This is a genomic window from Enterococcus ratti (assembly GCF_001886195.1).
Taxonomy (GTDB): Bacteria; Bacillota; Bacilli; order Lactobacillales; family Enterococcaceae; genus Enterococcus_B; species Enterococcus_B ratti.
Window position 1 is genome coordinate 53,368 of record NZ_JXLB01000005.1, and the last position, 14,352, is coordinate 67,719.

Genomic DNA, 14,352 nt, shown 5'->3' on the forward strand with positions numbered 1-14,352 from the left:
ACGGAAAATTACAATTAGCAAACTCCATTGTAATTAGCTAAATTGAAAACTTGGTCAGTTTTTGAAGTAATTAACTCATCATGAGAAACATATATTCTTACACTCGATTTTAGTTTGTTTTCTATAAATTGCAAAATCTCGATTTTACTTTTTGTATCTAAATTACTAAATGCTTCATCAAGCAATAGTACCTTAGGTTGTTTTAATAGTGCACGTGCAATTGATATACGTTGTTTCTGTCCGGTTGATAAATTTTCTCCATTTTCCAAAACTATACTATCTATTCCATTTGGAAAATCCTTGACCATTTCGTTAATCCCTAATTTCTCCAAAACCTCAGAAAAATAAATTCCATCAACATTAAGGTTCTCAGTTCCTAGGTTTAAATTTTCTCTAATTGTTCCAAACATCAAAAATGGGTTATTTGATGCATAAGATATATACTTTCTATAATTTTTAGCATTCTCTTGTAAAAGCTCATCATTGAGAAGAATTGTTCCTTTATCTGGACGATATAGCGAAGATATTATATGCATGAATGTCGATTTTCCACTACCACTCTCACCTATTAACGCATAAGAGCTTCCTGCTTCAAATCGCAAAGATAAATTTTTTATAATATAGACATCAGACGCATAGGAAAAATAAATATTCTTAAATTCAATTGATTTTAAATCTTTTTCATAATCTACAGAATATTCAGCATCTTTCTCACTCACATCATCCATCACATCACTTAACTTTCTTATCATTACAATAACATTTTGAATTTCTCGTTGAAAATCAATAATATTTCTAACTGGAGAAGTATAATAAGTTATTAAAGATATAAAAGCAATCAATGATCCCAAACTTAATTGTTCAGCAACAACTAACGTGCTACCTTGCCATAAAACTAATATGATACCTAATGATTCTAACAAGATAATTAAACTGACTTGAATATTTTGCAAAATTACACTGTATTTCCCTGTATTGGTAAATGATTTAGCTTGCCTCATAAATTTTTCTTTAAAAATTTTTTCAATTTGAAATAATTTGATTGCTTCAAAACCATTAAAGGTCTCATTCAAAACATTTAATGTTTGAGCATTTTTCTCTATTAATTCATTATTTGTCTTATTTAAAGGCTTAATAAATATCAAACTTATTACTACATACCCTAACAAAATCCCTGTAGTCACAAAGAATAATTTTTTGCTGATGATGAATAAAATCACCCCACCAGTAATTGCTACAAATATCTCTAAGAAAATGGACAAAGTAAGTTTAGTAATATATCTGTTGAACTTGTGTCGTGATGTTATAGCGAGTAATTAACTCACCAGAATCTCTACTTTTTAAATTAACAGCTTTCATATACTGAATTTTATGAAAAAAGTTTTCAAACAAGGTATCATTCATTCTTTTCGATATATTTGCAATAAAAAAAGCACGAACTATACTAAGAATTGCTTGTAGAATATATAACAAGACTACTGCTAAAATAAGATATTGAAAATTGTATAATATTTCATGAAATGCCGCTTCAAAAATTGAGTTATGTGCATGATCTTCATGGAATGTCGCTTCATTATTTAATATAAAGGCATCTATAATGCGTTGATAGACAAAACTACCTAAGAATGAAAAACAAGAAATGAATAAAGAAAATAAAATAATGACAAAAATAAAATGTTTTTCTTTAAAGAAAATAGTGAAATAATAAGGAACAATATTTTTCTTTTCTTCTTTAAATTGCTCTGTTTTTGAGAAAACAACCAGATAACCTGCCCAGATTTTCTTAAATTCAGCAAATGAATAATTTCTCATTCCTCTTGCCGGATCAAATACTTTTATTCGATCTTCAGTCCAATCTTCTATTACGAAGAAATGAGAAAATCCTGTATCAAGAACAACTAAAGAGATAAAAGGAGTTTTGATTTCCTTATTGTCTATTGCTTTATGTAACTCCTCTAAATTCCCCTCTAATCCTTGAGCTGTCAACCCTATTTTATTTCCAGCATCAATTAACCCTTGAAGAGTCGTACCTGTACTATTACTCCTTGTCAAATCTCGAGCTTCTGCTAAAGTCATCCTTCTACCATATAAATTTACTAGAGTAGCGAATGACGCCGCACCACAATCTTTTTGCTCATTTTGCTTAATTCTTTTGACCATTTATTTTCTTCCCACCTTCTTACCAGTTATATTTATAATATCGATTCTTGATTTTAGTATGCATATAAACAACTACTGAGATCAATCTCAATAACACTACACAAAAATAGACCAAATCATAATAATAAAAAATACTCAATGGAGGGATAAGATAGAGGATCATCCACTCTGGTACAATGATATAATAAACCAGCATATATATTAAATTGATCATCCCTATGCTTAAAACAGTAGCCATAAAGGTTGTTATAATCGCCTCGCCAAGAAGTTCCATCGTTAAAACTTTCGGCGACACACCTAAAATCGATTTTATCTTTAAATCTTTCTCCTCTAAAATAGACTCTCTCTTAATTGAGATAATCAAAAAAAGCAAAAAATATCCCGCACTAGCGATCATCAAGGTAAGGCTACTAATTTCTAAAATAGTAAGAAATAAAACTAAATCATCCCCTGTATTAGAGGTTAATATTTTTGTCAGCAAAGGTATCCGTTCATTTTCCTTTTCTTGATATGCTCGAAATAGATAAAAGAAAAGATATAGTCGTAACATTATGCCAAAGAGTAGCACCGAAAAGAAAGTAGATGAAAAAAAACTTGAAAAGATTATTTTTTTTTGACCAATTTCTTTCTTATGATCACTATTGAACTTGATAAACTAGTCATAGTTTTTCTCCTCTTGCTACTTTTTTTAAACTTTGATCTTCAATTTGATAAATATTACATGCTTTATTGGGAGTCAAATCATAGTCATGAGTAACAATTATTATGGTTATTTTTCTGGTTATAGCAATTTCGTTAATAATATTGACAATTTCCTGTGATTTATTTGGATCCAAGTTTCCAGTTGGTTCATCAGCAAGAATTATTGAAGGCTTTTTAATTAATGCTCGAGCAATCGCTACTCGTTGCTGTTCACCCCCAGATAATTGATGACAATAATAATTCAATTTTTCATATATACCTAATTCACAAGCAATTTTTTCCACATTATATCGGATTTGGTTTAAAGAAATATTCTCTATATGTAAAACATAAGCAATATTTTCAAAGACAGTAAGTGACTCAACTAATTGAAAGTCTTGAAAAATAAACCCAATTTTACGTCGATTTGTAAGAATACTATGAATAGTATCATATCTTAATGGTTTACCATCTAATTCTATGTTTCCCGAAACAACTGGCAATTCACCAAGAATCGCTTTAAGTAAAGTTGATTTACCTTCTCCACTTTTACCAATTATATAATTAGCTTTACCATCAGAAAATGTTGCACTTACATTCGTTAGTACTTCTTTCCTCGCTAATGAGTGGATAGTCACATTATGAAATTGGATCATGTATACTTCCTCCTACTCTAAATAAACATCATAATGTTTAGTCATTTGTTGATTATTATTATTATTATAATCAAACGTGAAAAGGACGACATCTGATTCTGAGAGTAAGTGAAATTTATAACTTATTTCCCTTTCCTCATCTAATACAAACGGCTCTACTGACTCAGCCACAAGCATTTTATTGTTTTGTTCTGCACTTATAGAAAAAAGCGACTGATCGATTGTGGTACCGTTATCCAATGATTGATTTTTTACAGTCACTGTTAATGAGATAACAACTTCCCCCTCCTCCTCTGCTTGTTCAATTTCTTTTAGCTGAATATCTAAATCAGCCAATTTAATAATTTCATTATCAGAAAATGTTTCTAGAATTTTTCCATCTCCGGAATTTCTATTATTTTCTACTAAACTTTCCGGATTCATACAAGCACTTAAAAGCATTAATAACATCCCCATAAGTAAACTCGCATATAATTTCCGCATATTTTATTCATCTCCTAAAAAAGAATGCTATAATTTATAGCATTCTTCCATCAATTGATTATTATAGCATGCTAAGCTTACTTAGATTACGCCCAGTATGAAATGAAGATATGCAACGAATTGGTTTGAACATGTCGCAAATAGCTCGATTTTGTACCGCCACCAGCTCCACATACCCAACAATGCCAATGAAATCCGCCTTTAACTGAACGAGCTTCTGTTTCAGTCATTGTCCTCATAGTAAGGTACCTCCTTCTTCATAATTGCCATAATATTCATAATATTACAAAAAATAGTAACACTTCTAAAGCACGAAGTCAATAAAACGCATACAAAAGATGGGAAAATTGTAATACTGGCTAAGGTTAGATAATATTGCTGATAGTATTTATAATAATTGAATTTCAGTTCGCTATCAGTTAGTAGTCTGTTCCCTTTTTCAGAAACATAATAAACTTTAGTTAATGCTTTATATTTAATTTTCTTTGAAAGGAGTACTTCCCACCCATTCAAATCCAATGAACACGATTGTTCATCAATTAAATCAATTTTACAAGTAATGCTTTTTGGGGTTATTTTTTCAAAATTATAAAATAGCCAACCTTTTCTAATTAATCTGAAACCAGATGCATACATGTTTTGAATATAATCTTCTTCATTTTCAAGTATCACATTCTTGAAAGGTATAAGTTTTTTCATCGTTCATTCTGCCCTTCGTTTTCAAAATATTTCTTTGATATAACACAAAATCAATGTTAAACGTTTTTTTCAACTTCAAGTATATCCATACCTAATTTTGTTACCTTATATATTATTTTCTCATTTATTAAATTAACTTCAATTAGTCCATCTTCTACCATCCTAGTCAGAACTCCATATAAATTTCCATTACTCATTGTAACCATACCATTACCATTCTTCATTTGCTTTATATCTTTCATAATGCATAACCACGTTTTGGACCTATCACAATAGATAGTAAGACATAGCAACTTGAATCAGTCATAGGTACGTATTTGCTAAGAATACCCTCATTCATTTTCTCACCTATATCGCATCCCATATGTCGTTCTACGACCTATGGGATGTATTGCACAAAAAAGTAAAACGCTCGCAATCAGCGATCATTATGATACTATCATTTCATCAATTAAGAAAAGAGGTGAAAGAAATGGAAGTACATGAAGATATCAATCTAGAGGCAGTGACAGTTAATGTTGACGCTACGAATAGCGAGGAATTTTATCCTGCTCAAAGCAAAAGTAGTGCCTCAGCAAATTTTGGGTGTGGCCACTAACTTTAGCTATTCGAACAGGTATCGGAATTGTCCCTTACACCACTGGTTAAATGAGTGTTACGTACAATTATCATAAAAATTCTACCTGTATTTATTTTGTCTATATTTAGGAAATAAGATTTCCGCCTGTTTCTAAGACTAATTGTCACTAAAAATTAGATAATGTTTTTTCACCCTAAACTCAGAAACAGTCAGTACGTTGCTACCTGCTTAGAAATTTATTTTTTTGTATCCATCAATTGAATCTTATCCGCTCTATAGTACATTGGATTGCCAATCATAGATGGCTCTAAATTCACAAATTGACATTTCACACTCTCTTGATTCATAATTTCCTGATTGGTAATCGGATTATCTAAACTATTCACTGTGACTTGAGTGGCTTTCTTTCTGTAATTCCCTTCTGTGATTGTCACAGAATACTTGTACCCAACAATTTCATCTGTATTGAATTTTCTTGGTCTCCTGTCCTGTCCTAAAATCGGATTTCCTTGGATATTTGTACGTTCTTCTGTCGCAAACTTTGGCGTTACTTCATCTAATTCAAACGTTGTGCCAATTGCTGTAAAATCAAAATCCCTCATATTTAACATCTTCGCCATGTTCAGTCATTCCTTTCTCTATTTCTACATTGTTTTTTATTTTCTGACTTTTTGTTCTATTTTGAATGACTGGAATTAAATCCAGTCGCTGATGCTGAGTGACAAAGTCAATTAGCTTATCCGATAATTCTGGTGTCCAAGAATACTCCTCTCTCCTACCAACTAACTTAGGAGAAATCGGCACACCTTGTTCCACTAAGAAAAAAATGGCTTGCGTGATCGCAAATCCCCCTTGATAGTGGTACCAATTCAACGTGCGATCAAAGGAAGAAATCTCAAAAGTTCGTTGGATAGTTGGTAAAATACTTGGCTTCAAATAATCTGACCACCACCGACATTGTTTCTTGTATGTCGTATCTGTGTAAAAGGTAATCTCAGTTTGGATAAACCCCCGAATTAAGTTGGTCAATTCTTGTTCCTTCGTCAAATACGCCAACGTTCCAAATAACTGATTCGCCGTTTGATGTCTTGTTTCTGCTTCTAAGCGAATGGCAGGTGCTTGTTTCAAGAGTTCTTCCCTTGCTTCTTCGTTCAACCCTTTCGTGAGTTCTTTTGCTTTTTCATAAAACCGAAATAAACACTCTGACCCACCAGCGCCAATTTGTTGCGTTTTGGCTCGTGTTTTCTTGTCATACTCACTATCAATCAGTTTCGTTGTTCGCCCCTTAGATAGAAATTGCTTGCGTTTAACTTTGCCAATAATCAAATCTAAGGAAAAAAATGGCTGTTCATTATAATCATCTAAGGCTAAATCTAATCGCTTAACATCAAAAACAAACGCAGTCATTAAGGCATATTGATGGAACCGCCAAGCCAATGATTGAAAAACGAGTGCTGTTGAATCAGAAGCCAGCATTGCCCATTCATACATTGTACAGGCTTGTCCACTCATGACAAGGGTTCCTCGTTGATAAGCGTGTTCCTCTTCTTGAAACGTATAGTATTTCATTGACCCACAACTGTACACCACCTCATAGTCTTCATGTTTTAAGTAGGCGGATTGTACAGATACACAATCTAAGCTGATTTGAAGCAATTGTGAAAAAACTTCTTCCCAAGAAATATTTTGGCAAACAATTTGCAGCCAATCGACTTTTCCAATCACATTTTCTACTACTGTTGTTCCTTTCATTTTCTCACCTCCTTGCGAAATAATTGATCGCTCTTGCAATTTTTGGAACGGCGTATAAACGGCATGAATCAGGTATTTTAACGAACGATCGTCCATTCATTTTTGGTTTTTTTGTAAGAATCGAAGGTGCTGTTAGGTGCTGTTAGACAGTCACCTCACAAGATACACGACAACGCCAGCACTTTCCCTTCGGCCGTGCTGCCGCTGTCGTCCTTCGGTTCTTTAAATAGCTGCTAAACCTATGTGCCCCACATTATCGTTGATACTGAAGCAGCCATTCTCGGACAGCACATTTGCTGTAAAGAACCATTCCGCTATCTAAGCGAATCTCAGGGCAACCATGATTGACCCAATCCTTCAAAGTATTGACACTGATATCGAAATACTCGGCACAATACTTTTGCTTGACGATATCATGAGATTCTTTTGCCATTTCTAAGGCTTCTTGCATCATCGCAAACGCATGATTAAAGTTTTCCTTTTGCCAACAGACTAAACTTTCTTCAATACTCATTCGCTTCTCCTTTCTACAACCGAAATTTCTAGTTGACTAACTGGTTGTTTACACTTATACTATAAATAGATATTTTAGTTTTATTAATACAACAGTTAGTGTATTTATTTATAACTAAAACTATTGATAATTGATGTTTTAAAAAAACTAAAAGTATAACAAAAAGGAGGATTGCTTATGTTAGAAAACTTTAGCCGAAACGTCGCAAGATTGAGGAAGTTAAAAAAGCTCTCTCAACAAGAATTGGCGGATATGATTGGTGTAAACAAACAAAGCATTTCAAATATCGAACGTGGCGAGCGTTTTGTAACTGGTGAAAACTTAGACCGCTTGGCAGAAGCTTTAGAGGCAAATGCAGTACAATTATTTGGGACTGAGGAGGAAATCGCTGCCTTAGATGTCCCTAAAGTCTATGAGCAGATTACAACCTATGAAGAAAAACTAGATATGATTCATTCCTTTGCTAGAAATGCCACGATTGGTTCAGAAGTATCGAATATCATCGATCACTATGCGGACCAAGTAAGTAGAATTTACGATTTTATGAGTAGCTATACGAATAACAAAGACTTTGCAAACCAATTAGATCAAGTTGCTGACGATGTTCAAAGGATTACTGAGTTTTTTGAGGGTAAAGTCATTTTGAATGACAAGGGAGTTCCTGTTTATGATGGCAATTATCAACCAAAGCGAACGCCCAGCTTAAACTCACTAATTTCACGAGAAGATTTGGAAAAAATGTCGGATCAAATTTATTTCATTAAGCAGAATAAGGATGTATTAAACTAATTATCTTTCCTATGTGCCCCACACAATAGGAGGAACAATTAAATGGCAAAATTTGAACAATATGAAAAGAAAAACGGACAAAAAGCTTAGCAATTTCAAGCATATCTAGGAACTGACCAGGTGACTGGCAAAACAATAAAAACAACTCGTCGAAATTTCAAAACAAAAAAAGAAGCCCAACAAGCATTAGCTAAACTGCAAGTGGACTTCGAACAAAAAGGTCTTCAAAAGACTGAAAACGAAACATTTCAACAAGTTTATGGCTTATGGATGGAGACCTACGAAACAACTGTAAAAGAAGTAACCTACATGAAAACTGAAATCAAATTCAGAAAGTGGATTCTTCCAAAATACGGGGAATTACGAGTCAATAAAGTAACCGTCCGCATAGCACAGGAAATCACTAATCAATGGGCTAAGGAGACTGATCAATACCGAATTCTACACTCAACTGCCAAACGGGTTTTTGAATATGCAATCAATCTCGGTATTATCACAACAAATCCTCTCTCCACATTATGATGCCGAAACGAGAGAAAACTATCAAAGAAGAAAAAATAAAAGTCTATACCAAGGATGAGGTAAAGAAACTTTCTGATTACCTTCAATCTAAAACTGATACTTACCGAAATGAATACGATAAAACCTTGGTACGCTTTCTCTTTTACACTGGTTGCCGAATTGGAGAAGTTTTAGCCCTAAACTGGTCAGACATTGACTTCGATGAAAAGACCGTTACAATTTGTAAAACCCTCAGTCAGACAAAACACGGCTATAAGATCTCATCCCCTAAAACTGAAACCAGTAACGGAACGATTTCAATTGATGACGTCACTCTTAATTACCTAAAAAAATGGCGAACAAATCAGAAAAAATTTATGTTACACGTTGGTATAACTAATCCTGAAATGGTTTTTTGTGGAATTTATAAGCAAATTGTTACCCATCACGCTACTTACGTTCGCTTACAAACCATTACCGGAAAAGCAGGCGTCCCCTTTCTTGGTAATCATGTCACACGCCACACCCATGCTAGTCTTCTGCTAGTGCAGGAGCTTCCTTGAAAGATGTACAAGACCGTCTAAGACACGCCTCAATACAAATTACAATGGACACTTACGGTCACCTGAGTAAAGAAACAAAAGAGCAGACGATTGAAAAATTTGTCCAACATCTTGAAAAATAAAAACACACAAAATCTAAATAATGGCATTCAATTTGGCATTCAAAAAAATCAAAAAAGAGCAGAATCCTTATCTATCAAGGATTCTGCCCTATAAAAACTCTATTATTCTTCTTCAGCCATGAATGTGTTGAAAACTTCTTCAATCATATCCCATTCTGCATCCGTTTCAATTTGTTCAAGCTCACCTTCTGTACCATCTTCATTTTCGATATAAGCATAAGCTTGCAGCTCTACATCTTCATCTTCTGATACCCCAGCTGGATAAAGTAATACATAGTTGCGACCAAATTCTTCTTGACCATCAACCGTTAGTAAAATCTCGTATAATGTTTCATTTCCCTGATCGTCTACTAACGTGATATGTTCATGCCCTTCATGATCGTGATCATGTGTGTGATTATTTTCTGTCATAAGTTTCCCTCTTTTCATTAAAATTAAAATAAGTGCTTTCCTGAACCATCTAAATAATTTTGTAAAATCATTACAGCAGCTAATTTATCAATTACTTTTTTTCTCTTTGCTCTTGATATATTTGCTTGTTCAACTAACATTCGTTCTGCTTGAACAGTTGTCAAACGTTCATCTTGGTATTCAACTGGCAAAGAGAACAGTTCTTTGATTTTTTCTCCATAAACCATCGAGCTTTCTGCTCTTGATCCAATTGTATTATTCATATTTTTAGGTAAGCCTATGACAAATCGATCGACCTCATATTGTTCCACCAACTCTTTCAACCGATCAAAACCAAACTCTTCAGCTTCTTCATTAATGCGAATAATTTCTACTCCTTGAGCGGTCCAACCAAAAGGATCGCTAACAGCGACACCAACTGTTTTTGAGCCCACGTCTAAGCCCATTACTCTCATATACTTACCCCATGATTCATCAGATAATCTTTTACAATTACCTCCATAATTTCATCGCGTTCGTGACGACGAATCAAATTTCTAGCATCACGATAACGAGGAATGTAGGCCGGGTCTCCAGAAAGCAAGTAGCCCACAATCTGATTAATTGGATTGTAACCTTTTTCTTCCAAAGCCCGATAAACGATCGCTAATGTTTCACTTACTTCTTTTTTACGGCTATCGTCAAAACCAAAACGCACGGTTTCATCTGTAAAACCCATGATTCTACACCTCTTTCCCGCAAGGTAGTTTATTTACCTTTTCTTCTTTCATTTTACTTGAATTAATATAAAACTACAAACAAATCTTAAAAAACTTCCACATAAATTAAAAAACTCTTTTTATTACTTTAACATACCTGCCAGCCATCTTTCATTTATTTAAATACCTTTTGCCTAAATTATACGCTATATTTAAATAAATATAACCTTTTTTATCATTCTTCAAAAAATTAACGTTTTTTTCGTATACGTTTCTTTATCCCACTATTTTTTTGTTGCTTGGCCTGTTTCATAGTTAATTTTATACCCATCTTGCACATTATATATAAAAACATTCAATTTTATTTGCTTGTCTTCCACACTTTCAGCTTCTAATTGAACACCTCTAGCTACTAATTCATTTCCTTTAAAATAAGGGGACACACGATAGCGCACATGATGATTGGTTTTTTTTATATAATTTGCAAGATCATTTTCATGCGTTAACATATACGGTGCATTCAATGAACGAGTACCTGTCATTAAATTTTTAATGTTATTATTCTGTCCAGTCAATTGATAACCAATGAGATGACTGCGATTATACAACCATTGTCCGTCACTTAATTTTTTTTGTTTCCAGCCAGTTGGATCAATATAAAGTGCTTCGCGTTTTTCTTTTGGAAATAACTCTTTTCCTAGCATTGCATTAGCCGTCCCCACCCGATTCAATCGATCAATATTTGAATAGCTTTGCCAGCTTCCTTTAGCTAAACTCAAATCTCTTTCAGAAAAATTCGGCTCATTATGATTGATCACAATTTCTTGATGCTCGCCATCGTATTCTGGTATGTCTGCAACTTTTGAAACTTGAGGAGTTGAATCAAACATCTCCGTTATTTGTTGAACAAGATCAATATTTTTATGTGTTGAAAGTCCCAGTACTCCAGCAATCACTGCAACAACTACGCCAATCATCACCTTCATTGATTTTTTCTGCATCTCTTTACTCCTTTTCTAAACAACTATTCTAAACTTTAACATACGGTCCCCTTTTTTTAAATAATTAAAATTATTTTATTAATATTTTCAAGAAATAAGCCTTCTCTAACTATCATACGTACGAAAATAAAGAAAAAGTCAACAGAGTGAATCATTTTTATTGATTGTAAAAAAGAAAGAACTTAATAGAAAAAGAGACAGTACCAACCAGCAATTTTACATGATTGGTGCCATCTCGTCTTTGAACAATGGATTTTTAAGTTATTGCAACAAGCGGGTGACGGGAATCGAACCCGCGACATCAGCTTGGGAAGCTGGGATTTTACCACTAAACTACACCCGCATCCTATAAAAAAGAGTATACCCCTTTTTCTTTTGCATCTCAAGTTTTTATTTCATTCTCTTTTCCAAGATGATTTGTAGTAAAATAAAAACAAGAAATAAACTATTGGAGAAGATGATATGTCAGAGAAAGATTTGAATTTGTTACTAGACACTTGTTTACTAGCTGGAAAAATTATGATGGAAAGTAACGCCGAAATGTATCGAGTAGAAGATACAATGAGTCGTATCGCGCTTGCTTCTGGTAATTATCGTTTAGTAAGTTACGTCACTCAAACAGGATTATTCATTGGAATCGATCGTACTTCAACGATTCGCATGGAACAAATCACCAATCGTTCCATTAATCTAGAAAAAGTAGTCAATGTTAACAATCTTTCTAGAAAATACGTAGCTGGTAACTTGACCTTAAAGGAACTCTATTCTGCACTACAAGTTATTGAAAAAGACCGCTCTTTTTTCCCCATGTGGCTTCAAATTTTAAGTGCTGCTGTTATTAGCGGAACCATCATGGTTTTATTTGGTGGGGAGGTTCATGACATTCCAACGACTCTCGTAATCGGCGGTATCGGATATACAATTTATCTTTATGGCTTAAAATTTTTCCGCATTAAGTTTTTGTCTGAGTTTCTCTCTTCTTTATTGATTGGTCTAACTGCCATCCTTAGCGTACGTGTTGGACTTGGAATCAACCAAGATTTAATTATCATTGGATGCGTCATGCCACTTGTTCCCGGTGTTCAAATCACAAATGCCATCCGGGATTTACTAGCTGGTCATTATGTTTCAGGTGTTTCTCGTGCCACAGAAGCCACGATGACTTCAGCCATGATTGGTTTTGCCATCGCTTTTATCTTTCAACTATTTTATTAGAAGGGAGCCAGCATTATGGGAAATTTAATTATTCAATTTTCTTTTAGTTTTTTAGCCACAGCTGCTTTTGCAATTATCACAAATGTTCCTAGGCGTTCCTTAGTTTGGTGTGGCTTTTCCGGTGCTTTTGGGTGGATGATCTATTGGATTTGTGTTAAATTTGGAGGCAGTCCAGCATTTGGTTCCTTACTTGGATCATTAGGCGTAGCTTTTATCAGTGATATTTTCTCTAAACGTTTAAAAATGCCTGTAACTATTTTTAACATCCCCGGAATGGTTCCTTTAGTTCCTGGTGGTTTAGCCTATCAAGCAGTTAGAAACCTCGTAATCGGTTCTTATCAAGATGCAGCAAGCTATGCAGTTCAAGTGATCATGATTGCAGGAGCAATTGCTTTAGGTCTTGTTTTATCTGAAGTCTTCAATCATAACATTCGTAATTTCAAAGTTAAAAGAGAAACGATTTTATCAAAAAGAAAAAAAAGAACCAAGTAAATAGAACAACTATCACTTGTAATCTTTTTTACTCTCGTAAAAATATAGGTAAACGATTCTATTTAAAGACTGGAATCTCAATAGATTCCAGTCTGATCAAGTTATACACTAACGTTAACTATTAAATTAAGGCTGTTTGTTTAGGCAACAGCAAAAGCGTTGTGTCCGAATTGCTTTATTGCTTTAAAAAGATCGATAAACATATTGATTTTTCGGTGCCTCTACTTTCATGGCTTGACTGACTTCAACAGAGGGAATTTCCCGTTTAAAGGGTTCATAATAATCAGATTGAATTGTTCCTTCTACTTGATACCATTCATCATTTTTAGCAGCAGTGCCATTAGGAAAATGAGTAAACAAACCGAAAACTCCTGAGTCGGCTACACAGTGAATGATCCCAAATCGAAATAAAAACACTTCCTCTTTTCCCCCATTTGATGCCTGATAAACAAATCCTTTATAAGAAATCTTTTTACCAATAAATTCACTTGGATAATTATAAATCAATTCCATGGCTTCTAAATAATTTTCGTCAGTAACCTTAATCCGTTCTTCGTTTCTGTACTTTTCTTTTAATTGGTTCATCTGATCCAAATAATCAGATTTATTGAAATAAATACTCGTATCCGGTTTTAAATACTGTGTCTGCATCTCTGGATCTCCTACTGATTCTTTACTGACTGGAAAATTAAATCCTTTTGCTTCCACTATTGTTGTATCTAAACTAACCGTTGGAAAAAGAGTCCCAATGATTACTGGCAAAGTCAATAAAAGAGAAGCAATTACACGTTGGAATGGTGTAGATACCCCATGATCATGAAAATGATGCAAATTTGTGTGTTGCTCTTTTCTTTCAGTTGAATCCCTTTTGACCCAAATATATAATTGAATTAGTGCAAATAATGCCGATAAAATCATCGAAAGAATGGCTAAGTAACGATAGTGGACGTTGATATACTGATCCAGTTTACCGGATACTTGCAAGTACATCATTAATTCAAAATAACCCGCTAATATCAAAAAACGTATCATTTT

At 33.8% G+C, this 14,352-nt stretch carries 20 protein-coding genes, 1 tRNA gene and 1 pseudogene; 5 read left to right on the forward strand and 17 right to left on the reverse strand.

Features of this window, described 5'->3' with window-relative positions; genetic code table 11:
* Positions 1–14: 14 nt before the first annotated feature.
* The 8 genes from RV14_RS12850 to RV14_RS03355 all read right to left on the reverse strand — a co-directional run bounded on the left by RV14_RS12850 (position 15) and on the right by RV14_RS03355 (position 4,921).
* Entirely contained in the window at positions 15–1,262 is a 1,248-nt protein-coding gene (locus RV14_RS12850) for an ATP-binding cassette domain-containing protein (protein WP_084650270.1), read from the reverse strand.
* Between the two features lie 7 nt (positions 1,263–1,269).
* Positions 1,270–2,160, reverse strand: coding sequence for a cysteine peptidase family C39 domain-containing protein (locus RV14_RS11845; RefSeq protein ID WP_084650272.1), 891 nt, complete (start codon positions 2,158–2,160; stop codon positions 1,270–1,272).
* 19 nt (positions 2,161–2,179) lie between these two features.
* Entirely contained in the window at positions 2,180–2,710 is a 531-nt protein-coding gene (locus RV14_RS03335; protein WP_071854893.1) for a hypothetical protein, read from the reverse strand.
* 109 nt (positions 2,711–2,819) lie between these two features.
* A complete protein-coding gene (locus tag RV14_RS03340; protein WP_071854894.1) occupies positions 2,820–3,497 on the reverse strand; it encodes a cell division ATP-binding protein FtsE in 678 nt (225 codons plus the stop codon).
* A 12-nt stretch (positions 3,498–3,509) separates the two neighbouring features.
* Positions 3,510–3,980 carry a hypothetical protein gene (locus tag RV14_RS03345; RefSeq protein ID WP_071854895.1) on the reverse strand — a complete coding sequence of 157 codons (471 nt, stop codon included), beginning with the start codon at positions 3,978–3,980 and terminating at the stop codon, positions 3,510–3,512.
* An 86-nt stretch (positions 3,981–4,066) separates the two neighbouring features.
* On the reverse strand, positions 4,067–4,219 hold the full coding sequence (locus tag RV14_RS12195) for a hypothetical protein (protein ID WP_167359835.1): 153 nt from the start codon (positions 4,217–4,219) through the stop codon (positions 4,067–4,069).
* Positions 4,203–4,679, reverse strand: coding sequence for a DUF2812 domain-containing protein (locus tag RV14_RS12985; RefSeq protein WP_071854896.1), 477 nt, complete (start codon positions 4,677–4,679; stop codon positions 4,203–4,205). Before RV14_RS12985 ends, RV14_RS12195 begins: the two co-directional genes overlap by 17 nt.
* A 56-nt stretch (positions 4,680–4,735) precedes the next feature.
* Positions 4,736–4,921 (reverse strand): helix-turn-helix transcriptional regulator, encoded by a 186-nt coding sequence (locus RV14_RS03355; protein ID WP_071854897.1) that lies wholly within the window; start codon positions 4,919–4,921, stop codon positions 4,736–4,738.
* A 149-nt stretch (positions 4,922–5,070) separates the two neighbouring features.
* Between RV14_RS03355 and RV14_RS11990 the strand changes: the two genes are divergently transcribed.
* On the forward strand, positions 5,071–5,277 hold the full coding sequence (locus RV14_RS11990) for a hypothetical protein (RefSeq protein WP_143139729.1): 207 nt from the start codon (positions 5,071–5,073) through the stop codon (positions 5,275–5,277).
* A 218-nt stretch (positions 5,278–5,495) separates the two neighbouring features.
* Here RV14_RS11990 and RV14_RS03360 read toward each other — a convergent pair whose 3' ends face one another.
* The 3 genes from RV14_RS03360 to RV14_RS03370 form a co-directional block, all read right to left on the reverse strand.
* Positions 5,496–5,879 carry a hypothetical protein gene (locus RV14_RS03360; protein WP_071854898.1) on the reverse strand — a complete coding sequence of 128 codons (384 nt, stop codon included), beginning with the start codon at positions 5,877–5,879 and terminating at the stop codon, positions 5,496–5,498.
* On the reverse strand, positions 5,848–7,011 hold the full coding sequence (locus tag RV14_RS03365; protein ID WP_071854899.1) for a replication initiation factor domain-containing protein: 1,164 nt from the start codon (positions 7,009–7,011) through the stop codon (positions 5,848–5,850). Before RV14_RS03365 ends, RV14_RS03360 begins: the two co-directional genes overlap by 32 nt.
* Positions 7,012–7,264: 253 nt before the next feature.
* The gene (locus RV14_RS03370; RefSeq protein ID WP_071854900.1) at positions 7,265–7,525 is read right to left on the reverse strand and encodes a DNA-binding protein; all 261 of its coding nucleotides are present in this window, start codon (positions 7,523–7,525) and stop codon (positions 7,265–7,267) included.
* Between the two features lie 177 nt (positions 7,526–7,702).
* Between RV14_RS03370 and RV14_RS03375 the strand changes: the two genes are divergently transcribed.
* On the forward strand, positions 7,703–8,314 hold the full coding sequence (locus RV14_RS03375) for a helix-turn-helix domain-containing protein (protein WP_071854901.1): 612 nt from the start codon (positions 7,703–7,705) through the stop codon (positions 8,312–8,314).
* Between the two features lie 42 nt (positions 8,315–8,356).
* Positions 8,357–9,500: pseudogene (locus RV14_RS12900) on the forward strand (tyrosine-type recombinase/integrase).
* Positions 9,501–9,602: 102 nt separating this feature from the next.
* Here the strand turns inward: RV14_RS12900 and RV14_RS03385 are convergent.
* The 5 genes from RV14_RS03385 to RV14_RS03405 form a co-directional block, all read right to left on the reverse strand.
* Positions 9,603–9,911, reverse strand: a complete 309-nt coding sequence (locus RV14_RS03385) for a DUF1292 domain-containing protein (protein ID WP_071854902.1) — start codon at positions 9,909–9,911, stop codon at positions 9,603–9,605.
* 23 nt (positions 9,912–9,934) lie between these two features.
* Positions 9,935–10,366 (reverse strand): Holliday junction resolvase RuvX, encoded by a 432-nt coding sequence (gene ruvX, locus RV14_RS03390; protein ID WP_071854903.1) that lies wholly within the window; start codon positions 10,364–10,366, stop codon positions 9,935–9,937.
* Positions 10,363–10,629, reverse strand: a complete 267-nt coding sequence (locus RV14_RS03395; protein WP_071854904.1) for an IreB family regulatory phosphoprotein — start codon at positions 10,627–10,629, stop codon at positions 10,363–10,365. The genes ruvX and RV14_RS03395 overlap by 4 nt, the downstream gene beginning before the upstream one ends.
* Positions 10,630–10,893: 264 nt before the next feature.
* Positions 10,894–11,610 carry a DNA/RNA non-specific endonuclease gene (locus RV14_RS03400; RefSeq protein ID WP_071854905.1) on the reverse strand — a complete coding sequence of 239 codons (717 nt, stop codon included), beginning with the start codon at positions 11,608–11,610 and terminating at the stop codon, positions 10,894–10,896.
* A gap of 272 nt (positions 11,611–11,882) precedes the next feature.
* Positions 11,883–11,953, reverse strand: a tRNA-Gly gene (locus tag RV14_RS03405).
* 119 nt (positions 11,954–12,072) lie between these two features.
* Here RV14_RS03405 and RV14_RS03410 point away from each other — a divergent pair.
* Both RV14_RS03410 and RV14_RS03415 read left to right on the forward strand, forming a co-directional pair.
* Complete coding sequence (locus RV14_RS03410; protein ID WP_071854906.1) at positions 12,073–12,825, forward strand: threonine/serine exporter family protein; 753 nt, start codon at positions 12,073–12,075, stop codon at positions 12,823–12,825.
* A gap of 15 nt (positions 12,826–12,840) precedes the next feature.
* Complete coding sequence (locus RV14_RS03415) at positions 12,841–13,317, forward strand: threonine/serine exporter family protein (RefSeq protein WP_071854907.1); 477 nt, start codon at positions 12,841–12,843, stop codon at positions 13,315–13,317.
* Between the two features lie 183 nt (positions 13,318–13,500).
* Here the strand turns inward: RV14_RS03415 and RV14_RS03420 are convergent, their stop codons facing one another.
* The gene (locus RV14_RS03420) at positions 13,501–14,349 is read right to left on the reverse strand and encodes a TIGR03943 family putative permease subunit (RefSeq protein WP_071854908.1); all 849 of its coding nucleotides are present in this window, start codon (positions 14,347–14,349) and stop codon (positions 13,501–13,503) included.
* Between the last annotated feature and the right edge of the window lie 3 nt (positions 14,350–14,352).